The organism is Acinetobacter sp. NIPH 1852 (assembly GCF_022549455.1).
In the GTDB taxonomy this organism is placed as follows: Bacteria; Pseudomonadota; Gammaproteobacteria; order Pseudomonadales; family Moraxellaceae; genus Acinetobacter.
The window spans coordinates 126508-148918 of record NZ_JAKZGG010000003.1; the positions used below are offsets into that span (position 1 = coordinate 126508).

The 22411-nt window shown below is 40.1% G+C and carries 20 protein-coding genes; 10 read left to right on the forward strand and 10 right to left on the reverse strand.

Translation table 11 applies throughout. The features are described 5' to 3' along the window. Positions 1-6 precede the first annotated feature (6 nt). From MMO38_RS03805 to MMO38_RS03825, 5 genes are all read left to right on the forward strand, one after another. On the forward strand, positions 7-1674 hold the full coding sequence (locus tag MMO38_RS03805) for an MlaD family protein (protein WP_241322616.1): 1668 nt from the start codon (positions 7-9) through the stop codon (positions 1672-1674). Next, a complete protein-coding gene (locus MMO38_RS03810) occupies positions 1664-2407 on the forward strand; it encodes an ABC-type transport auxiliary lipoprotein family protein (RefSeq protein WP_241322617.1) in 744 nt (247 codons plus the stop codon). The genes MMO38_RS03805 and MMO38_RS03810 overlap by 11 nt, the downstream gene beginning before the upstream one ends. Positions 2408-2692: 285 nt before the next feature. Further along, the gene (locus MMO38_RS03815) at positions 2693-2908 is read left to right on the forward strand and encodes a cold-shock protein (RefSeq protein WP_004671664.1); all 216 of its coding nucleotides are present in this window, start codon (positions 2693-2695) and stop codon (positions 2906-2908) included. Between the two features lie 113 nt (positions 2909-3021). After that, complete coding sequence (locus MMO38_RS03820) at positions 3022-3249, forward strand: hypothetical protein (protein ID WP_241322618.1); 228 nt, start codon at positions 3022-3024, stop codon at positions 3247-3249. Positions 3250-3316: 67 nt separating this feature from the next. Next, a complete protein-coding gene (locus tag MMO38_RS03825) occupies positions 3317-3514 on the forward strand; it encodes a hypothetical protein (RefSeq protein ID WP_241322619.1) in 198 nt (65 codons plus the stop codon). A gap of 230 nt (positions 3515-3744) precedes the next feature. On the opposite strand, the gene trmB is transcribed toward MMO38_RS03825, so the two are convergent. Then, on the reverse strand, positions 3745-4461 hold the full coding sequence (trmB, locus tag MMO38_RS03830) for a tRNA (guanosine(46)-N7)-methyltransferase TrmB (protein WP_241322620.1): 717 nt from the start codon (positions 4459-4461) through the stop codon (positions 3745-3747). Between the two features lie 184 nt (positions 4462-4645). Here trmB and MMO38_RS03835 point away from each other — a divergent pair, with 184 nt between their 5' ends. Next, positions 4646-7102, forward strand: a complete 2457-nt coding sequence (locus MMO38_RS03835; RefSeq protein ID WP_241322621.1) for an ExeM/NucH family extracellular endonuclease — start codon at positions 4646-4648, stop codon at positions 7100-7102. A gap of 237 nt (positions 7103-7339) precedes the next feature. Continuing rightward, the gene (locus MMO38_RS03840; RefSeq protein WP_241322622.1) at positions 7340-7951 is read left to right on the forward strand and encodes a glutathione binding-like protein; all 612 of its coding nucleotides are present in this window, start codon (positions 7340-7342) and stop codon (positions 7949-7951) included. A gap of 479 nt (positions 7952-8430) precedes the next feature. Here MMO38_RS03840 and MMO38_RS03845 read toward each other — a convergent pair whose 3' ends face one another. The 5 genes from MMO38_RS03845 to MMO38_RS03865 all read right to left on the reverse strand — a co-directional run bounded on the left by MMO38_RS03845 (position 8431) and on the right by MMO38_RS03865 (position 14683). Further along, positions 8431-9144, reverse strand: coding sequence for a glutamine amidotransferase (locus tag MMO38_RS03845; protein WP_241322623.1), 714 nt, complete (start codon positions 9142-9144; stop codon positions 8431-8433). Positions 9145-9255: 111 nt separating this feature from the next. Beyond that, the gene (gene eutC, locus MMO38_RS03850) at positions 9256-10083 is read right to left on the reverse strand and encodes an ethanolamine ammonia-lyase subunit EutC (protein ID WP_241322624.1); all 828 of its coding nucleotides are present in this window, start codon (positions 10081-10083) and stop codon (positions 9256-9258) included. Between the two features lie 9 nt (positions 10084-10092). After that, positions 10093-11478 carry an ethanolamine ammonia-lyase subunit EutB gene (locus MMO38_RS03855; RefSeq protein WP_241322625.1) on the reverse strand — a complete coding sequence of 462 codons (1386 nt, stop codon included), beginning with the start codon at positions 11476-11478 and terminating at the stop codon, positions 10093-10095. 13 nt (positions 11479-11491) lie between these two features. Beyond that, the gene (gene eat / locus MMO38_RS03860) at positions 11492-12931 is read right to left on the reverse strand and encodes an ethanolamine permease (RefSeq protein WP_241322626.1); all 1440 of its coding nucleotides are present in this window, start codon (positions 12929-12931) and stop codon (positions 11492-11494) included. A gap of 240 nt (positions 12932-13171) precedes the next feature. Further along, positions 13172-14683 (reverse strand): aldehyde dehydrogenase family protein, encoded by a 1512-nt coding sequence (locus tag MMO38_RS03865; protein WP_241322627.1) that lies wholly within the window; start codon positions 14681-14683, stop codon positions 13172-13174. 142 nt (positions 14684-14825) lie between these two features. Here MMO38_RS03865 and MMO38_RS03870 point away from each other — a divergent pair, with 142 nt between their 5' ends. Then, positions 14826-16019 (forward strand): transcriptional regulator, encoded by a 1194-nt coding sequence (locus tag MMO38_RS03870; protein ID WP_004671648.1) that lies wholly within the window; start codon positions 14826-14828, stop codon positions 16017-16019. Here MMO38_RS03870 and MMO38_RS03875 read toward each other — a convergent pair. Together MMO38_RS03875 and MMO38_RS03880 are read right to left on the reverse strand one after the other, a co-directional pair. Beyond that, positions 16016-16987, reverse strand: a complete 972-nt coding sequence (locus MMO38_RS03875) for an alpha/beta hydrolase (RefSeq protein ID WP_241322628.1) — start codon at positions 16985-16987, stop codon at positions 16016-16018. The two genes, MMO38_RS03870 and MMO38_RS03875, sit on opposite strands and share 4 nt — an antisense overlap. 201 nt (positions 16988-17188) lie before the next feature. After that, a complete protein-coding gene (locus MMO38_RS03880; protein WP_121929941.1) occupies positions 17189-18361 on the reverse strand; it encodes an iron-containing alcohol dehydrogenase in 1173 nt (390 codons plus the stop codon). Between the two features lie 227 nt (positions 18362-18588). Between MMO38_RS03880 and MMO38_RS03885 the strand changes: the two genes are divergently transcribed. Both MMO38_RS03885 and MMO38_RS03890 read left to right on the forward strand, forming a co-directional pair. Beyond that, positions 18589-20301, forward strand: coding sequence for an AAA family ATPase (locus tag MMO38_RS03885; RefSeq protein ID WP_005196636.1), 1713 nt, complete (start codon positions 18589-18591; stop codon positions 20299-20301). 10 nt (positions 20302-20311) lie between these two features. Next, positions 20312-20674, forward strand: a complete 363-nt coding sequence (locus MMO38_RS03890) for a 5-carboxymethyl-2-hydroxymuconate Delta-isomerase (protein WP_241322629.1) — start codon at positions 20312-20314, stop codon at positions 20672-20674. Between the two features lie 93 nt (positions 20675-20767). On the opposite strand, the gene MMO38_RS03895 is transcribed toward MMO38_RS03890, so the two are convergent. Next, a complete protein-coding gene (locus MMO38_RS03895; RefSeq protein ID WP_241322630.1) occupies positions 20768-21490 on the reverse strand; it encodes an AAA family ATPase in 723 nt (240 codons plus the stop codon). Positions 21491-21583: 93 nt separating this feature from the next. After that, on the reverse strand, positions 21584-22408 hold the full coding sequence (gene thiM, locus MMO38_RS03900; RefSeq protein ID WP_005196639.1) for a hydroxyethylthiazole kinase: 825 nt from the start codon (positions 22406-22408) through the stop codon (positions 21584-21586). Positions 22409-22411 lie beyond the last annotated feature (3 nt).

Below are 22411 nucleotides of genomic sequence, written 5' to 3' on the forward strand. Positions count from 1 at the left end.
TGATGGGTGTGTATGTCTGAAAATAAAACGAACAACGAAAGCTCAGATCATCAGGATCCTAATGCTGTACAGAAAATGCATCAGGTTTTGCCTGAACCTGAGAAAAATAAAGGACGGTGGCGGCCATCGCTGATCTGGCTGATTCCATTTATCGCACTTCTGATTGGTCTGTCGTTGGCAGTCAAAGCGGTATTAGATACTGGACCGACCATTAATGTTTCCTTTAGAACTGCTGAAGGATTGGTTGCAGGCAAGACGACAGTTCGTTTTAAACAAGTGGATATCGGTCTGGTTCGTCAGATTGACCTTGCAGACGATCGTTCACATGTCATTGCAAAAATTGAACTGCGTAAGGATGCCAGTAATTTTGCTGCAAAAGACTCACGATTCTGGGTGGTTCGTCCTCGAATAGGTGCGAGTGGTGTTTCAGGAATTGATACTTTATTGTCGGGTGCTTATATTGAGGTTGATGGTGGCAGGGCAGAACAAAAGCAGAACGAATTTACTGGTCTGGAAGTACCGCCAGTCATCTCATCGGATGTACCAGGTAAAATCTTTTTTCTAAAAGCCAATAATTTAGGCTCACTGGATATTGGTTCTCCTATTTATTATCGTCAGATCAATGTGGGGCAAATCACAGCTTATCAGTTGGCTAAAGATGGTAAGAGTGTAGAGCTACAAACTTTTATTCAGGCACCCTATGATAAGTTCGTGACGACAGATGCACGTTTCTGGCAGGCTAGTGGTGTTGATGTAAGCTTAAGTGCATCAGGATTTAAGCTGGATACACAATCACTGGTGAGTATTATCGCTGGCGGAATTGCCTTTGGTTATCCTGAAAACTCACATGGTGCCGCTGCTGCTGATCAAAGTCGTTTTAATTTATGGGATTCTCGTACTGAAGCATTGAAAGAGCCAGATGGAAAATCACATCGCATCATCATGTATTTTGATCAGTCTCTACGCGGTTTGTCGGCAGGAGCGCCAATTGACTTTATGGGTATTGAAATTGGAAATATACAGTCGATTAATGCTGAGTTTAATGCAAATTATACTCAGATCCGTATGCGGGCTGAGGGGGTGATTTATCCATCTCGTTTAGCGAATGGCAAAGAACTCGATCCTGACGGTGTAATTTTTAAACGTTTCATCGAAAGGGGCTGGCGTGCTCAGATGCGTACAGGAAATCTACTGACAGGGCAGAACTATATCGCCTTTGATTTATTCCCTAAAGCAAAACCAGCAAACTTAATCATCAGATCAAACGGTGTGATTGAGGTGCCAACAACACCAACGGAGTTGAAAGGTTTACAAGCACAAGTATCGCAAATTGCGGATAAATTGAATAAATTCCCATTAGTGGAAATTGGGCAGGATGTCCGTAAAACACTCGATAATATGAATTCAGCGATTAGCTCTACAGATAAATTAGTGAAGCAATTAGATGGTAAAGTTGCCCCGGGACTACAGGCGACATTGGATGATGTACGTCAAACCATGCGCTCTACTGAAACCATTCTATCGAGTGATGCGCCAATGCAACAGGATGTACGCCGTGCTTTACAGCAAATGACACGTGCTGCCGCTTCTTTACAGTTAATGGCAGACTATATTGAACAACACCCAGAATCACTCATTCGTGGGAAAACGCCTGAGGTTCAGAATGGTAAATAAAAAAAATAGCTCACATTTTTTGTCCTATTTTCCGCAGTTTAGTAGAGCAGGTTACGGCCTGCTACTGGCGGCTGTAGGTTTAGCAGGATGTTCCAGTTCTCCTACACCAAACTACTATGCCTTAACCCCAACAGTTAAACCGTTGGTAAGTTCAAAGGTACGGGTGATTGAAGTACTGCCTGTGGGATTGCCAGACCGTTTAAACAGGGCACCAATGGTCTTGCAGGACAGTAGTGGTAAATCTCATGTATTGGGCAATGAACGCTGGACTTCCACTTTAGGGGCTGAGCTACGGGATGGGTTATCTGCGGGCCTACAACAGAAATTGGGTGCTGTGGATCGTTATAGCAGTGGTATGACGGGTGGCAAAGTGTCCTATCGTATTGCAACGGATTTTTCTCGTTTTGATATTATCGAATACTCCAACACGCGTTCTTTAATCGGCGCGATAAATCGGGATATTGAGGTGGCTGTGGCTTGGATTATTAAACGTGATGATCCAGCAAGACCATTGAATCAACCAACAGGCGCACAGAATGTTGTTGTGCCTAACCGTCAGCTCAGTTGTCGAATGGCATTTACCAATTCTGTTCGTGCGGATGGCAATAAAATTGTTGATATTGTCAATGTTTCACGGCAGTCTCTGAGTCAGGTTGTCGAAGCAATTGCGGCCTCTGTCATTGCTACAGAAGCCAATACACCTGTCATGATGGAAAGCGTTACCTGTGCTTAAGTTTAAACTATCTATTTGGGGGTATCATTCATGGAAAAGCAGAGCCATTTTTCTACGATTGCCGTTACTTTTTTATAAGAAAAGTAAATATATATATCAGAAAACTTGATTATTTTTATTTTTGATGTATAGTTAACTTAACTAGAAAAAAGTTTTGTTTCGGTAAATCTTCTTTAAGTATCGCAGTTTTAGTAATAATCCTTCGTTTTTTCAGATTTTAAGTTTCATTATTTATTATTTTCAAAGTTAAACTCAATAAATTATTAAAAATTAATAGGATATATTATGTCAAACTCGAATGTTGTTAAAGGTACTGTAAAGTGGTTCAACGAAACTAAAGGCTTTGGTTTTATTCAACAAGAATCAGGTCCAGATGTTTTTGCTCATTTTAGCGAAATTTCTAGTTCTGGTTTTAAAACCTTACTTGAAGGTCAAATGGTTGAATTTAGCGTAGCTCAAGGTCAAAAAGGACCGAATGCTGTAAATATTATTGCTATCTAAGCAATAACAAGCATTGATAAAAAAGTACTATTTATTAGTACTTTTTTATAATTCAAAATTTAATTTCAAAGTTGTTTTTCTGATCTGAAAAACCTAAAATAATAGGCTGTAAATTGTTAAAAATAAATGATTTAATCGCAAAATCTCCTAATGGTACAGAAATTATAGTATCGTTAATTCCAGTCAATAAGATGCAAAATACACGTCAAGGTTTAAAAACAATTGAAGTGGGGAAAAAAGTTCTTCTTCAGTCTGGTGTTGAAGTTGATTTAAACCTAGATGGTCGTACTTTTTACACCTCATTGAATAAATTATTTAAGTTAAACTATAGAGTTGCTTAAACAGAGTTGTAGATTCTGAGTAATTAAATTAATTATTTATCTCTTATAATTTTATCAAGGTATATTAATGCTTAAACAAAGTATCGGTGTAATAGATCAATTTGGTGTTAAGCACTTTATTCAGGCTACAGTTAATAGTAATTTTGAAAATACTCAATCATTTTCAAATATAAAACATATTACAGTTGATGATGAAGATATTCGTCCTGGGTTTGAAATGTATTTTCAAAGTAACTTAAGTGGAAAGATTTTCGAAATTCTGTAAACAGCTCGAACCTTCATCAGGATTGTGTGGGGCGGAAAGAGTTGGTCCTAGCCACAATGTTAATCTACTAAAGCCCTAAAAATAATTCGACTTGTGGCTATTTCAAAACTAAAAATTTTTAGCATTTATCGGAATATCTTGGATACTTTCGGAAAATGAAATAGCATTAAATAAATGATATTTAATGCTATTAAATTATTTTTTAGGTCGTATTGGAAGAGCTTAGATTTTCATTTTATTTTCTTAAAAATAAAATCATTGATCTTATGATCAGATTCAATTCCACGACGTTCAAACTTGGTCACTGGACGCCATTCAGGGCGAGGATAGCTATTGCCTTTACCCGCTAGGTTTTCCAGATTTGGACGATTATCTAAAACATCAAGCATCCATTCTGCATACGGTTCCCAGTCAGTCGCGGCGTGGAAAGTACCACCGAGTACTAACTTTTGCTCAACCAGTTGCATACGCTCATGAATCACAAAACGACGTTTGAAATGGCGCTTTTTCTGCCAAGGATCGGGGAAGTAAAGTTGTACACAGTCGATGCTGTTGTCTGGCATTTCACGCAGTACTTGAATTGCATCAGCATCAAGCACAAATAGATTTTTAAGACCAGCCATGCCTGCTTCAAATACACATTGAGCAATACCAGGAATGTGTACTTCAATTCCGATAAAATTACGTTCAGGATTGGCTTTTGCCATAAGAACTAAAGAACGTCCCATACCGAACCCAATTTCTACGGTTAGTGGGCGTTCAGGATGTTCAAAATGCTGGCGTAAATCACCAACAGGATATTCCAAAATTAAATCACGATAATCTTCCAACGCAGTACGTTGTGAAGTGTTGAGCGGAGCTGAACGACGCATAAACGTCACAATTTCGCGGTGCTCAGACAAATTTTCGAGTTCCGTAATTTGCGTTTCTAACTGATCGTTTGACATGATTCTGGAGATATAAATATAGAAATGCCGTATTTTAAGTGTTCATGGGGGCAAGTCAAACCTTTAAATGATTTTATTTGGCGGATCTGTTGTTCGATGAGCTAAAACTTGTAAGAAATTCTTCATCGCACTGTCACAGAGATTGACTAGGCTAGTGGCGATTTGAACATTAAGTAAAAAAGTTATGAAGACATTTAAATTTCACTCTATCGCAATTTGTTTGGGCTTAATCGGGGCTTCGACGACATTTTCTATCGCACATGCACAATTGATGTTTAGCCAATATGTTGATGGCAGTAGTAATAAAAAAGGCTTGGAAATTTACAATCCAGATGCGACCAGTGCGAATCTCGCAGACTATGAAATACAGCAATTTAATAATGGTGCATTGACAAAAACGGTTGCTTTCCAATTACAGGGTAACTTGGCCAGTAAAGCGAAATTTTTAGTTGGGCGCACAGAGTTACAAACCGTGCTCGGGTCACAGGTCAATCAGGTGGCTTCACTGTCATTCAATGGTGATGATGCGATCGTGCTGCTACACAAAGGCAAAGTGGTTGATCGTTTTGGTCGGGTCGGAGAGCAACCTGAGAATGGTTGGGGGACGACAGTTCAAAGTAAAGGGAATAGTTTTACTCGAATCCAAAGTACAAACCCAGTGACAGAAATTGACCCGACGACGAGTTTTGATTTAGACAGTGCGTGGAAAGCATGGACTGATCGTAATGATTTCTCTAACTTATCAGGTTCAACGACCACACCACCTGTCAATGAGACTGTCAGTTGTTCTAGTTCAAATACGGCGATCGCTGATCTAAATACAGCCGCTCAAGATCAAAATTATACGGTACGTGGTGTAATTACGGCGGACTACCGCTATAGCAATGGTTTTTCAGGTTTCTATGTTCAGACACCTGATAGCAAGGCAAAAGCAAATGTGAGCAATGCGATCTTTGTTTATATTCCAGCAAGTAGTACCGTTAAAGGTGGTCAGGTTGGTGAGGAGGTTATTCTACGTGGCCGTTTAGCAGCCTATCAAAATCAACTTCAAATCGATCAGCTGCAACAAGATATTCAAGTTTGTAATACCAATATGCTGAGTCACATTCAGCCGAAATCAATTGATTTACCGTTTAGTAGTTTGACTGGAACTGCACATTCGCCACAGCAGTATCAAGGCATGTTGGTGAAGTTGCCACAAACATTAACGATCAGTGAAAATTATAATTATGGTCGATACGGTGAGTTATCCGTCAGTCTGGGACGGTTATTTATTCCAACAAACCTATATCCCTCAATGTCCACAGAAGCGAAAGCCTTAGCACAGAAGAACTTATTATCAAAAGTCATTTTGGATGATGGCTATAGCAATCAAAATAGAACGCCTTGGCTGCCACAGAACTTTAGCGCAACCAATACACTACGCGTTGGCGATCAACTGCAAAATGTAGAGGGAATTTTAGAATATCGTTTTAATGGCTGGCGTATTCAACCAATTCAGGGACGTAGTCTCCCAACCATCGTAAAGCCAACACCCGAACGACCAAGTGTGCTTGCCAAAGATGACAAATTGATCCGCGCAGCTGCATTTAATGTATTGAACTACGATAATGGTAAGAATGGCTTCCCGACTGAACGTGGCGCGACAACGCAAGTAGAATTTGAAAAACAGCATCGCAAGATTGTGAGTGCATTACGTGCAATCGATGCTGATGTTTATGGATTGATGGAAATCGCCAACAATGGTTATGCTGAGGATAGCGCTATCGCATATTTGACCCGTGCTTTAGGTGCTGATTGGAAATATGTGATCCCTGAAAATATAGATCGGTTAGGTACGGATGCGATTGCTGTTGCGATTATTTACAACAGTAAGCGAGTCAAACCTGTCAATAAACCAGTGGTGTTTGATTTGGGCGATAAAAACAGAACCACGATTGCACAGACCTTCCAGCCACTCTCAGGAAAACAGATGTTTACCGTGATTCCTAACCACCTTAAATCTAAAAGTTGCTCAGGTGCAAGCGCAAGCTCATTAGATGCTGATCAAAAAGATGGTCAAGGCTGCTGGAATCCAACACGTGTTAAAGCTGTAGAACAACTGATTCAATGGATGGCGAAAAACCCAACGCAAGTTGAAACACCGAACATGTTACTTTTGGGGGATTTAAACAGTTATGCCAAAGAAGATCCAATCTTGGCGCTAGAAAAAGCCAACTATAAAGTGCTACTCAATGACAAAAATATAGGGCAGGGTGAGCAGGCCTATAGTTATGTATTTGGCGTGTCGAGCAATGCTGATGGTTATGGTGGTGCAGGTAATTTAGATCATGCCGTTGCGGATGCGAGTTTATATAGCAAAGTAAAAAAAGCCTTTGCTTGGCATATAAATGCAGACGAGCCAACGGTATTGGATTACAACGAAGAATATAAAACGGATGAGCAAAAAGCATTATTCTTTGCAGAAGATCCTTATCGTTCTTCTGATCACGATCCTGTGATTGTTGATTTAGATTTGCAGGATGATGAAGTCAAAGCATCTACTGACAAAAGCTCATCGGGTAGCTTTGGCTGGTTATCGATACTTGGACTATTAGGTCTCGCTGGTTATTCAACACGTTCAAGAAAAGCAAAACTTTAATCTAACCGAGAAAAAGAGCAGAAATTTAGCTGCTCTTTTTCTGGAAGAAATCTATTTGCACAGGGCGTATACGATCCCTATAAAAATTTGACATAAGAGCACTTGCAAAATAATGAAATTTCACTAATAGTCAAATTATTCGGTATTTTTACTTTTACTGACAAATTTGTAAAAACAGATTTTGCAAATTTTGATAAAGCGTTTTAGAACAGAAGAGTTAGATAACAAGGATCAAATATGAAGTTGTATTATTCACCTGGTGCTTGCTCATTGGCAGCACATATTATTTTAAATGAAATTAATGTAGATTTTGATTTAGAACGCGTTGATTTAAAAACCCATAAGACTGAAAAAGGTGCAGATTATTACGAGATCAATCCGAAAGGTTATGTTCCAGCCTTAGAAATTAATCCAGGTTTAATCTTGACCGAGAATGTTGCGATTTTACCATTCTTGGCTCAGTATGATCCTAAACAAGATTTAATTCCGCCATCGGGTATGGGACGTGCCAAAGTCCTAGAGTGGTTAGGCTATTTGAATTCTGAACTGCATGATGCTTATGCTGTTTTTTTCGGTGGTAAATTAACGGAAGATGAAAAGTCCAAAGCTTATGCTGAAGTGAATCGTTTACTTAAATTTATCGATCACTATTTAGCTCATTCTGAATACGACTATTTAGTGGATGATAATTTTGGCCCAGCAGATGCATATTTGTTTGTGCTGACCAACTGGTCAAATCATATCGAACATGACTTAAGTCCTTATATCAACATTATCGCTTTACGCAATAAAGTTGCCGAACGCCAGTCAGTTCAAATTGCGATGCGTGATGAAGGGCTACTAGGTTAGTTTTGAGCGTTTATTTCGTCCTGAAATATATGACTACTTTTTAGGACGAAACACCATAGCAATAAAAAAGCCCAATTAAACGATTGGGCTTTTTTACGAATCTTTGCTGCACTTTTTCATGGGTTGATATAGAAGTAGACAGCAATAAAAATGAGTAATATCGTAGCTGAAATTAAATAAGTATTAATTGTATGAAAACTCTTTATAAACTTTAGCATAACGGCACCCACCTTCAAAAAAAACAAAATGTAAAAATATATATTATTTATATTCTATTGTTTATTTGAGACTTTTTTCAAATTATCTTGTAGATTGTTGATGAGTTTAATGTTTATGTTTTGTACGGTTTACATTGTAGATGTACTGTTTTTCGGGTTTTACTTAATGGCTCTAATTTTGCTTATTCACTTAATCGTTTGATCTTTCACAGGTTAAGCCTACATGACTTAGACCTGTGATTTTTTGACCACATTTCATCTTTAAAGACGAATATTCTCTATGAAATTTTGTATAATTTTATGAGCTTGTTGTTCTGATTGTGCTGCATAGCATAAGTTATCTTGACGGAGTTGAGGAATGGAGAGGCCAGCGTGACGTATTTCACAGGTATGACCAATGAGCCATTTTTCAAAACTCTGCTCTGCAATTTCTAAGTGAAATTGTAAGGCTAAGATATTATTCCCAATCGAAAAAGCCTGATTCGGATAAATGTCAGAACTTGCAAGTAAAGTGGCGTTCTCAGGCAAATCAAAAGTATCACCATGCCAATGTAGGACGTGAGTATCTTTCAGTGGCGATAGAATATTAAGCTCAGCAGCTTTTATTTCGAGTAGACCCCAACCAATTTCTTTTTGATGCCCTGCATAAACTTTGGCACCTAGTGCATGAGCAATCAACTGAGCACCAAGGCAAATACCAATCGTGGGTTTATTTGCAGCCAAACGTTGTTTAAGTCCTGCAATTTCATCGACTAGAAATGGATAATCTTCGGTTTCGTAGACACCAATAGGACCACCTAAAACGATAGTGAGTCCTTCATAATTTAATGCGGGGCTAAGATCATCTACACCCGCCTCAAAATAGCGAACTCGGAAACCAAGTTGGTAAAAGGTATCTTCCAATGAGCCTAAATCTTCAAAGGCAAGATGTTGGATGGCATAAATAGTTTTAGGTAAGGATTCAGTATTTATCATCGAGTTTTATCTAGTCATGATTAACATCAATGCAAGTATAAACATTCTATACTCAAAGAAAAGTGTGTGAGAAATAAAGTATCTATCGCATTTTTGAATATCGATGCTGCGCTAATCATTGCTTGAGTCACGGAAAAAGAGTTGCTTTTTTTGATGCTGTTCTACAACTGGAATTTGATGTTCATCTTTTAATGTAACACCAGAGCGTTGTATCTGCTTTGACATTTTCATCAGCGCGAACAAGCGTTGTGCAGCGATCTCAATACTTAAGCCTGCTGTACGCACATTAGAAATACAATTGCGTTCCGAATCGATGCAGCCGACATGGGCTTGCCAAGTATAATAAATGCCCATGCTGTCGGGGGAGCTTAGGCCAGGGCGCTCGCCAATCAGCATAATAAGCATCGATGCGTTAAAAATTTGTGCTACTTCATCGCCTAGCGCAACACGACTGTCTGTTGCAATTGAAATGGGGGCAAGTGTCCAATTCGCTTGTTTCATATAGGTGTGTAATTGATGAACAAAAGGAATGGCATTTTCTTCAATCGCACGTGCAGACAAACCATCACCAATGACGATACAAACATCAAAGCTTGAGTTGAGTTGAATGTTTTTTAATTTTTGACGAGACGTTTCACTGAGTTGACGACCTAAGTCAGGTCGTTTAAGGAATATTTCTTTGTTGTTTGCACAGCTTTCAACATGTGTGGTTTCAAAACCAAGCTGTTTTAATTGACCTGAAATGTGATCAATATTGAGTGATTGATAAACAGCATCTTTGGCTTGCGCATGAGAGAGTTGAAATTCAAGCAGTGCTTTGGTTGGAACGCTACAACCTGTTCGCCCAAGTGCGATTCTCGCATCAGTAAATTGCTTGAGCTTTTGCCATATATCAAGATGGGGTTGAGCTGGAAAAGTTTGATCTTTGTTCAGTTTCATCCAAAGCTCCTAGTGCATGAGTAGTTTTGCAAATTGTTCAGGCATATGTTCTGCCCACTGAATGTGATGCTGTTGTTGCCGTAAAATGCCTTGTTGTTCTAGCCAGATAGAAAACTCAGGTGCAGGTTTCAAACCCAACAGTTGCCTTAAATACAGAGCATCATGAAAAGAAGTGGTTTGATAATTCAACATGATGTCATCTGATCCCGGAATCCCCATAATAAAATTGATACCGGCTGTTCCAAATAGGGTGAGTAAATTATCCATATCATTTTGATCGGCATCAGCATGATTGGTATAACAAATATCGCATCCCATCGGTAAGCCAAGTAGCTTGCCACAAAAATGATCTTCTAACCCTGCGCGAATGATTTGTTTTCCATCGTAAAGATATTCAGGTCCGATGAAACCAACGACGGTATTGACCAGTAACGGGTTGAATTTTCGTGCAACCGCATAAGCCCGAGTTTCAAGCGTTTGTTGATCAACGCCATGGTGGGCATTACTGGATAAGGCACTGCCTTGCCCAGTTTCAAAATACATGACATTTTGGCCTACTGTGCCTCGCTTTAAAGCGAGGGTGGCTTCATGACCTTCTTGTAACAGCGCCAAAGAAATACCAAATCCTGTATTTGCTGCTTGTGTTCCAGCGATCGACTGAAACATGAGATCAATCGGAATATTCTGTTCCGCGAGTTGGATGGCAGAACTGATATGCGTAAGCACGCAAGACTGAGTCGGAATTTGATATTCTTGAATGACATGATCAAGTAGCTTTAACAGCTCAGCCAAATTGTGCAAATTGTCGGTTGCTGGGTTGATCCCAATCACTGCATCACCATTTGCATACATCAGTCCATCTAAAATACTGGCAGATATTCCTAAAATATCATCTGTTGGATGATTGGGTTGCAAGCGTGTTGAGAGATGTCCTTTCAAACCAATGGTATTGCGAAATTGAGTCACCACCTCACATTTGCTCGCGACTAAAATCAGATCTTGATTCCGCATAATTTTACTTACTGCGGCAACCATTTCTGGGGTTAGACCTTTGGCGACAAAACGTAGTTTTTCCGTGTTGGCATCATCACTCAATAACCAGTTACGCAAATCACCTACGGTAAAATGAGCAATAGGCGCAAAGGCATTTTTATCATGTTCATCAACGATCAGTCGGGTGATTTCATCGAGATCATAGTCGATCAAGACTTCATTTAAAAAGTTTTTGAGGGGAATGTCTGCCAAAGTCATTTGAGCAGCCACACGCTCAGTGGCATCGTGAGCAGCGACACCTGCAAGCTCATCACCTGATCTCAAGGGTGTCGCTTTAGCCATGACACTTTTGAGATCTGCAAAAACGTATTGTTGATTGGCGATGATATTTTTATAACGCATCGGATATCCCCAATTATTGTAATTCTTGTTGTGAACTTTGCACCTTGGCAAACTCTTCTTCAGGCGTTCCTGAGACCAAGTGATGTCGGCTATATAGCATGAAGTATGCAATAAATAGGGCATAAATACCCGCCGCGATTAACCAAACTTTAGGATTGACTAAAAACCCTGCCAGTACCGCAAGCAATGCAAAAGCCAATGCAATACTTGAGGTTAGAATACCACCGGGGGTTTTATACGGGCGTTGCAAATTTGCTTTGCTTCGACGCAACTTGATATGTGCTGCCATCATCAATACATACGAAATGGTTGCACCAAACACAGCAATCAGAATCAGCATGTCACCCTCTTTGCTAAGTGAGAGTAGAAAACCGATAACGCCCGGCACAATGATTGCCAAATATGGAGCTTTATTTTTATTGGTGAGTGATAAGATCCTTGGTAAATAGCCTGCACGAGACAGCGCAAACATTTGACGCGAATAGGCATAGATAATTGAAAAGAAACTGGCAATCAAACCTGCTAAGCCGACGAAATTGACAAAACTGGTAACCCAGCTATTTTGTCCATAGATAATCGCCAAACCTTCTACCAATGGTGCCGCTGCATTTTGCATGGTGCTTGCACCCACTGCACCCGCACTTAAAAAAAGTACCAGCAATGCGAAACAAGTCAAAATCAACATTGACCCAATCAAGCCACGAGGTAGTGACTTTGCAGGATTTTTAGCTTCCTCTGCTGCAAGTGGCACACCTTCAACAGCGAGAAAAAACCAAATCGCAAAAGGCACGGCAGCCCAAATCCCCATATAACCTTGTGGAAGAAATAAGCTTGCACCTGTTTGAGTACCTGCTGCGATATCAAATAAATTTTGCAATTGAAAATGGGGCAGCATCGCAATGATAAAAACCAATAGCGCCATGACAGCAATCAGAGTAATCGCAAACATGAGTTTGAGTGCTTCACCTGCACCTATTAAATGAATCGCCATAAAAAGCAAATAACAGGCGAGATAAACTTGCCAGCCATTCATGCCAAATAAGGATTCACAATAACTACCAATAAAAACAGCAATGGCTGCTGGTGCGATTGCGTATTCGATTAGAATCGCCGTACCCGTTAGATATCCACCTAGTGGGCCAAAAGCGACACGCGCAAAACTATATCCTCCTCCTGCCGTAGGAAGCATGGTCGCCATTTCTGACATAGACAGACATAAGCAGAGGTACATGATCGCGACCAATATCGTTGCGACAAACATGCCACCCCATCCACCTTGGGCGATTCCATAATTCCAGCCAGCAAAGTCTCCTGAAATGACATAAGCAACACCTAACCCGATCAAAAGTAGCCAGCCAACGGAACCTTGTTTGAGTTGCCTTTGAGCAAAATATTCGGTGGATGCAACATCAGGGGATGGGGTTGTTATAGCGGTAGATTCTGATTGGCTCATGCAAAACTCCAATGAGTTGGTTTGAATGAATCAATGCAAAAGCAATGCCGAAATGTGTTTGGTTTTAATTTTCTGCCTTAGTTTTATTCCAAACGGTAAAATACTCGGGTATTACATGTCTAAAAATGAAATAGCCATAAAAATGGAAAAGCAAGCAGATTACACTGCTTGCTTTTTGTCTAAGAGAAATCAGAATGGATCATTATCTTAATTTGATATGTTCCATTTTGGTGCGAGATATTAGAAGAAGCCCATTGGTTTGGTTGAATAACTCACCAACAGATTTTTGGTTTGTTGGTAATGATCGAGCATCATGCAATGATTTTCTCGACCTATACCTGATTTTTTATATCCACCGAAAGCGGCATGTGCAGGATAAATATGGTAACAATTGGTCCAAACACGGCCTGACTCTATCGCACGTCCAGCACGATAAGAGGTGTGTGCTGAACGTGACCATACACCAGCACCTAAACCATACATGGTGTCATTCGCAATTTTGATTGCGTCATCGAAATCTTTAAAGGTGGTCACGGAGAGAACAGGGCCAAAAATTTCTTCTTGGAAAATCTGCATACTGTTATGACCTTTAAATATGGTCGGTTCAATATAAAAACCGTTGCCCACTTCTTTCCGATCACCGCCACCCACTAAAATCTCGGCACCTTCTTGTCGCCCAGTATCGATACAGCGAAGAATTTTTTCTTGCTGTTCCTGTGAGGCTTGAGCGCCAATCATGGTTTCGGTATCAAGCGGATGACCTGTTTTAATACGTTTGACTCGCTCAATAGCTTTTTCGAGGAACTGATCTGCGATACTTTCTTGTACCAGTGCACGAGACGGACATGTACAGACTTCACCTTGGTTTAAGGCAAACATAGCAAAACCTTCAAGCGTTTTCTCTAAAAAGTCATCGTCTTTATCCATTACGTCTTCAAAGAACAGGTTCGGTGATTTACCTCCAAGCTCTAAAGTAACTGGGATGATATTTTCAGTTGCATATTGCATCACCAACTGACCGACTTGGGTCGAACCTGTAAATGCAATTTTGGCGATACGAGGACTGGTTGCCAATGGACGACCTACTTCAGCACCATAACCATTGACGATATTGAGCACACCTGCAGGTAAAATATCTTGAATAAGCTCAGCCACCAACAAAATACCCACTGGCGTTTGTTCAGCGGGCTTGAGCACCACACAGTTACCCGCAGCTAAAGCAGGCGCAAGTTTCCAAGCTGCCATTAAGATTGGGAAGTTCCAAGGAATAATTTGTCCAACAACACCGAGTGGTTCATGGAAATGATAGGCAATGGTATCTTCATCGATTTCAGAAATACCGCCTTCTTGAGCACGGATACAGCCAGCGAAATAGCGGAAATGGTCTATGGCTAATGGAATGTCGGCAGCAAGTGTTTCGCGAACAGGTTTGCCATTGTCCCAAGTTTCTGCAACAGCAAGCATTTCTAAGTGAGCTTCTAAACGATCTGCTATTTTAAGAAGTAGGTTAGAGCGTGTGGTTGGAGATGATTTGTTCCATTCGATTTTGGCTTTATGAGCTGCATCTAAGGCCAATTCTACATCCTCCGCCGATGAGCGAGGTATACGGGTAAAAGCTTGACCATTAACAGGAGAAATATTGTCAAAATATTGACCTTTTACAGGTGCAACCCATTGACCGCCAATAAAATTTTCATATTGAGATTTGAATTGAATTTTTGAACCAGATTGGTTCGGATCGATATAACGCATATATGTATTCCTTTGCATTTTAGGACTAAAGACTAACAAGAACCCTGTCAGTAGGTACTTTCGTACTCTGTGTATTTAGTATATAAATAAGAAGGTTGGAGAAAGGTTGGAATACCAATGTGGATATATAAGGAACTTACAAATGTTCACAAAAAAGGATTTAGTGCAGCAAAGGGCATTGATTGATCAATTGCGCGCGCAAAATAGTCTCTCTCCTCAAAACGCTGCCAAACTCGGTCAAAGTATAGCCAGCTCATGGGAGCGTTCTGTATCGGCAGATATTCCGAAAGAACGTGTGGCAGCACCATTATTACTCGAGAAAAAATCAACCTCAAAAAACAGCTTAGATTTAGCATTACAACGTTGTGCTGATGATTTACGTCATATTGCAGAACAATCTTCTATGGTGATCGCTGTGGGAGATATTGGCAGTACCATTATTTGGACTGCGCCAAGCGTTCAAATGCAAAGTGCCGCTGAACAGGTTCATTTTGTGAAGGGTGGACAATGGCGTGAAGAATTAGTTGGTACCAATGCTTTGGCACTGTCACTCAAAACACAGCAATCAAGCTGTGTTTTTTCTAATGAGCACTATATGGAATCGGTGCATGATTGGGTGTGTTATGCCGCACCCATTATTGACCCATATTCAAAACAAACACTAGGTGTGGTTGATTTATCTACCACATGGAAGAATCATAATACGTTTGGGATTTTAGCGGCTGAACGCTGTGCATCTATTATCCAGTCCGCTTTACTTGAGCAACAACGCCAGCATTTATATATTCGTGCGTTTGCAACACCACAAGTCAAATTCAATGGTAAAAGTCTGTTATTAACGCCTCGCCAAATTGAAATCTTGGCGATTTTGGCCCTCTGTCCTCATGGATTGACGCTTGAACATTTATATCAGGCGCTTTATGGCGAACGTAAGGTGAGTATGGGAACGTTGAAGGCAGAAATGTCGCAACTAAGAGATGTTTTGGGTGGTTTGTTAGGCTCACGACCATATCGTTTGTTAGTTCATATTGAGGCTGACTTTTTGCAAGTGGAGCAAGCCTTGGATGCTGGATATCTCAGTTCAGCGTTACAATTGTATAGTGGGGTGTTTTTAGCGAAAACAGAAAGTCCATTTCTTTGTGCTTGGCGTGATTGCCTCGAATCTCGGTTGAGTGATGCAATTTTTAAGACGCAAGAAACAGATCTGTTGCTTAAACATTTGGCGCATTTTCCAGAAGCAATTGATGCGGTAGAACGTTTAATGGAGTTATTACCCATTGAACATCCAGCGCACCAATTACTTGCTAAATATGATGAACAACTAAAAAGAAGTTAGTTGATTTTCTGCTCTAGCCATTGAAAGAGTTCTTGATAAACTTGTTTACGCACGGGGAGAGCGGAAAGGACTAAATCATGTAAGCCATTGTGAATTGAGACAATAGAAATATCTCCTTTCATTTTCTTCGCATATTTTTTAATGTGTTTAACATCTAAAATGACATCACTTTGAGTTGCATCTACGCCCCATTTTTTCGGGTTCTTGGTTTGATGCGAATGCATGATTAATGCTGGAATATTCAGTTTTACGCCACGATGAATCTCTTTTTGTGCGGTATGAATTGCATGTACAAAACTGAGCTGTACTGTTGGTGCGCTGGTCGGTTTCCAGTCTAAATTGAAATCCCATTCACCTTTGAGATCTTTATGTAAACTCGTGGTATACCAACGATTGAGCTGGCTTGGAAATTTTACTTTGGGTAGTTTTTTTCCGATACGACTAAGCATCGGGATACCAAATTTTCTTTCTACCAGACTTAAATTAAAATCATAAAAAGGACTATTTGCCCATAGACCTTTAATCAAAGGATGGTCGGGGTGATGTGCAGCATAAAGTGTCGCGGTTAAGCCACCTGTTGAATGTCCAGCGAGTAAAACTTTGTCATGTTTTTCTTGGGAAATAATATCTAAGGCTTGGTGAATCTCAGCATCATATTCATGCAGATCTAATACATTATAAAAAATTTGATGCGCTAATTTAGAACGCCCGTATTTTCTTAGATCTAATGCATAAAAGTCATAACCCTGTGCATTAAACTGTGCTGCCATTTCCGTCTGAAAGAAATAATCTAAGAATCCGTGAATGTAGAGCACTGCTTTGGTGGTTGGTTGTTTTGATTTTTTACGGATCAGCGTGGCGACGACTTTGCCTTCATAATCATCAGGATAACTTAGGACTTTTTGTTCATAGTCATCTCCTAAAAGATCAGGAGTGTAAAGGTTTGAAGAAAGCTGGGTTGTATTCATTTTTATTGAGACTTTGTATTAAGACATGCTGAGTATCCTTTAATGAATTTGGCGAATTGTCAATCGATTTTGTTTTGTTGAAGCTAAACGTGAATAAAAAAAAGGGGGATGCTAGGAAGTACATTCCCCCAAAGAGTAAGTCAATGGTCGGAGAGGTTTGACTTACCATAACGTGGTTTTGTGACTCGAGTTTGGTTGGGGTTATAGCGCTGCTTTAAAGATTTCCACGACTTGAGCATGGGTCGCTTTACGCGGATTCGTTAACATGCAGGCATCTTTTTGCGCATTTTCAGCCATGATCGGTAGATCTTCAGGTTTAACGCCAAGTTCAGTTAAACCAGAGGGGATACCAATAGAACTTGAAAGCTCTTGAATAGCATCAATTGCGGCATAGGCTGCTTCAGCAACAGTTAAACCTTGAATATTGACACCCATTAATTCTGCAATCTTGGCATAACGATCTTGGCAGGCAATCAGATTAAATTGGCTTACATGTGGTAATAAAATTGCATTACATACGCCATGCGGTAGGTTATAGAAACCACCTAACTGGTGCGCCATAGCGTGAACATAGCCTAAGGATGCATTGTTAAATGCCATGCCTGCAAGATATTGGGCATAGCTCATCGCATCACGTGCTTCAATATTTTCGCCGTTAGCAACGGCTGGTTGTAGCCATTGGCTAATCATGCTGATGGCTTTCTCTGCACAGGCATCGGTAATCGGATTGGCTGCTGTGGATACGTAGGCTTCGATCGCATGGGTCAAAGCATCCATTCCCGTTGCTGCCGTTAAACCCGCAGGTTTTGCCACCATAAGTTTAGGGTCATCAATGGCAATCAGCGGTGTACAACGCCAGTCGACAATCGCCATCTTCACGTGGGTGTCTGTGTTGGTGATGATGCAGAACCGTGTCATTTCTGATGCTGTTCCAGCAGTTGTATTGATTGCAATTAAAGGGGTCATCGGTACTTTACTTTTGTCGATACCTTCGTAATCGCGGATATGTCCGCCACCTGCGGTGACCAAACCAACCCCTTTTGCGCAGTCATGCGATGAACCACCACCCAATGACACAATAAAATCACATTGGTTGTTTACATAGGCCGCTACGCCATTATGAACATTGATATCTGTTGGGTTCGGTTCTGCGCCAGCAAAAATGTGGCTTTCTATACCAGCCTCGGTGAGATACTGTGCAATAGTATCTGCGACACCAAATTTGAATAAACCTTCATCGGTTACAATTAACGCTTTCTTGGCATCTAAATCTCGTGCTTTGCTTCCAATTTCTTTGGCGCAACCTGGTCCAAAGAGTGATACGCAAGGAATATAAAAACCGTTTGTTTGATCTGCAATATTTTTAAAAGCCATGGAGTGAATCCTTCTTCCATAAGTCCATTGTTTGTTATAGATGGTGCGTTGCACCATGAACCCAGTATTGTGATTGCATTAAATATTTGCTACCTACCAAAGACCTACCAAATAATATTCCCGATTTATCTGCATGGATTGAGTGATGTTTTCTATAAAATTTGGCTTCGCCGTTTCACTTTTTATTGAAACTCGTTAAGCTATGTGCTGCGAGAAGGTAGGTAATTATGAAACAAGAGACTGCACTGAAACTTTTAAAAGCAGGTGAAAATGTATTTTTAACTGGTTCGGCGGGTGCAGGTAAAACCTATACATTGAATCAATACATTCATTATCTGAAAGCACGTAAAGTCCCTGTTGCAATCACTGCTTCAACGGGTATTGCTGCAACACATATGAACGGTATGACCATTCATACTTGGGCTGGAATTGGTATTAAAGATCGTTTGAGTGATGATGACCTCAAACGAATGAAAGAACGAAAATATCTAAAAGAACATTTAGAAAATGCCCAAGTGCTGATTATTGATGAAATTTCAATGTTGCATGCCAAACAACTTAATTTAGTCAATCAAGTTCTAAAATACTTTAAAGAAAGTGATGAAGCCTTTGGCGGCATACAAGTGATTGTAGCGGGTGACTTCTTTCAGTTGCCTCCAGTCGGACGTAATGGTGAAGCAAATCGAGATAAATTTTGCTTTATGTCGGATGCGTGGGTAGAGGCAAAGTTTCGAGTATGCTATTTAACCGAACAACATCGTCAGGACGATGAAATTCTGAATCAGATTTTGAATGCCATTCGCGCACAAAATATTCAGCCAGATCATATTACGGCTTTACAACAATCACGCCAGCAGAATATTGGCGACACTTTCACCCGTTTATATACGCACAATATGGATGTTGATAATATCAACTATCAGCATTTAAATGGTATCGAGAACGAAAGTCACCAATTCAATGCAGTTATCGATGGTAATGAAAAACTGATTGAAACCTTAAAATCTTCTGTACGTGCACCTGAAGAACTCACCTTGAAAAAACACGCCAAAGTCATGTTTGTAAAAAACAACTTTGATATGGGATATATCAATGGCAGTTTAGGTGAAGTGATTGGTTTTGAAGATGACGATAAACAAGGCTTGTTGCCTAAAGTTAAACTCACCGATGGCACGACTTTGTTGGTTGAACCTGAAACTTGGTCGATTGAAAATGAGGCGGGTAAAGCCATTGCCAGTTTTCAGCAAATCCCTTTGCGTTTAGCTTGGGCGATTACCATTCATAAAAGTCAAGGGATGACCCTAGAAGCGGCAGAAATTAACCTCACCAATACCTTTGAAAAAGGTCAGGGCTATGTTGCATTATCTCGATTAAAATCGCTCACGGGTCTTCGGTTACTGGGTTTTAATGAGCAGGCTTTAGCACTGGATAGTTTGGCAATCAAAGCAGACCGCCGTTTTCAGGAATTGTCTGATGAAGCAGAAACAAACTTTGCAAATGAGGATCTGACTACTCAGCACAATGCATTTATTCGGCATTGCGGCGGTACATTAAACGCGACCGAAATCAATCGCAATGAAAAGAAACTTTCAAAAGGCAGTAAACAGAGTTATGCCGCAGCCACTTTAGATGAAACACGTGCTTTATTTGAAGAAGGCTATGAGATTGAAGATATTGCACATGAACGTGGTTTAACACCTGCCACGATTATCAATCATTTGGCGCGATTACATAAAGAGCAGAGCTTAGATATTTCTGTGGCTAGTCCAGGGGAAGAAGTGATTGAAGAAGTGCGTAAGATTTATAAACGTTTGCATAAAAGAAAGAATCCAGAGCATTTTACCGATGATGGTTCTATCAAACTACGCCCAATCGTGGAAGCAACGAGCCCTAGAATGGCGTATGATCAAGTGCGTTTGGCGTTGTTGTTTGTAGAGTAGGATCGGAAAAATGCCACATATCATTGCAAATTATTCAGCAAATTTAACAAGTTTAGATCAGCAAAAATTACTTAAACAAGTCAATGCTACTTTGTTTGAGACAGCATTATTTAGTGCAAATGATATCAAGTCTCGTATTTTCAAAGACGAGGTTTTCTTGATTGGTTTGGGTGAAACTCAAGAAGCCTACATCCATTTAAAGCTTTATTTGTTAAGTGGTCGAACTGAACAACAGAAGAAAACTTTAGGTGATACGCTGCTGGCGATTCTTGAACAAAAAACTTATATGAAAGCTGAGATTGGATATCCGATTCAGCTTTGCGTTGAGGTGATTGATATGCCAAGAGAACATTATTTCAAGGCAACAGCTTAGTTTTGAAGATTCTAGGCTTCATTATGCAACAGCGATGATCGCTTCCATTTGCAGTAGCAACAAGCCTTGAAGAATGATTTTTTAAATATAAAATCAATCAATATCAATGATCTGCTTAATAAACTCGCCGTTTGAGTTCAGGATTTCTTTATACATATAAGCAATATGCGTATCACTGAAATTGACCTCTCTAAAACTATTCTCAGTGAGTTGCAGCAGTTGAATATTTGGCATTAGCATGATGATTGGTGAATGTGTTGCAATGATAAATTGCGCACCTGCTAGACTTAGTTGCATCACTTTTTCAATAAAATTGATTTGATTACTAACCGAAAGGGCGGCTTCGGGTTCATCTAAGATATATAAACCCTCTGCTCGAAAACGATGATCAATCAGCGCTTTCATTGCTTCGCCATGAGACATCATGTGTAAATCTTTACCACCATAAGCATTTCGTATCGGTGGGCTAAAACTGGCTGCTGCATCGAGTTGGCGCATTTCCGTGAGAAAGTTATAGTACGTTTCCGATCGATAGAAAAAGATATCTTTTATCCTGCGTGCAGATTTATGGATACGCAGGTGGGGGCTATAATCAAAATGTGTATCTTCAGTTTTATAATTAAAATTGATACTTCCACCTTCTGCTGCACAACCAAATTTTAGCGCTAACGCCTCCAAAATCGTTGATTTTCCACTTCCATTTTCACCCGTGATGACCGTGATATTTTTCTTAAATTCTATTGGATAAAGATGTAAAAACGGAAAGTCATCTGGAATGGTATTGAGAAGTTCAACTCGAGTGAGAAATGGTTTCATAATTCAAAAATATTAATGTTGAATAATCAAATGAATCATCATAGATAAAATTCCTCTATCCGAGTGATATCAATCTGTAAATGTCTACATGTATTACACGGATTCAAGACATTGGATACTATGGTATTGGCGTATTAAGTTTTCATCTAACATGTGGACATAATCCAAAAACATCACATTAAAACTCCCCACGTTTTGTGCTTGATCATAGGCCAGCCTGCCAGCAATAGAGAAATGAATGTGTGAAGCAAGTGCTGCAATAGTTGGCGAACTTACAGCACTGTAAGCTGCCGTTAATGCACCTAAAGCACAGCCAGTTGCGGTAATCTTCGGCTGTAAATGGCAACCACCATTCACCTGAATCACCATGTCGAGTTCCTTAGAAATAATATAGTCGGATTCACCTGAGATCGCGATACATTCAGTATGTTGGAGCAAACTTTGTGCTTGAGCATACACATCTTGGCTATTGAGCGTGCTGTCTACACCTTTAGATTGGGTTAAATTACCTGCGAGTGCACTCATTTCTGAGGCATTACCGCGAATAATAGTCGGTTGAAACTGGAGAAGTTGATCCACAGTTTCACTGCGCCATTTTAAAATCTCACCATAACCGACAGGATCAAGCACCCAAGGGACTTGGTGTTGCTGGGCTGTTTTAGCTGAAATCAGCATTGCTTGGGTTTGTTCTGTGGTGGGTGTGCCGACATTAATATTTAACGCTGAACTGATTTGGGTAAAACTTTCAGCTTCAAAGGGATTGTCAATCATGGCTGGTGATGCACCCGCAGCCAACAGCACATTTGCTACATAATTGTTGGCTACGCTATTTGTAATACATTGAACCAATGGAGATTGTTGCTGTAAAGCGTGCCAAGCTTGAATGACTTGATCAATGAGTTGTTGTTTTTGTGACATAGT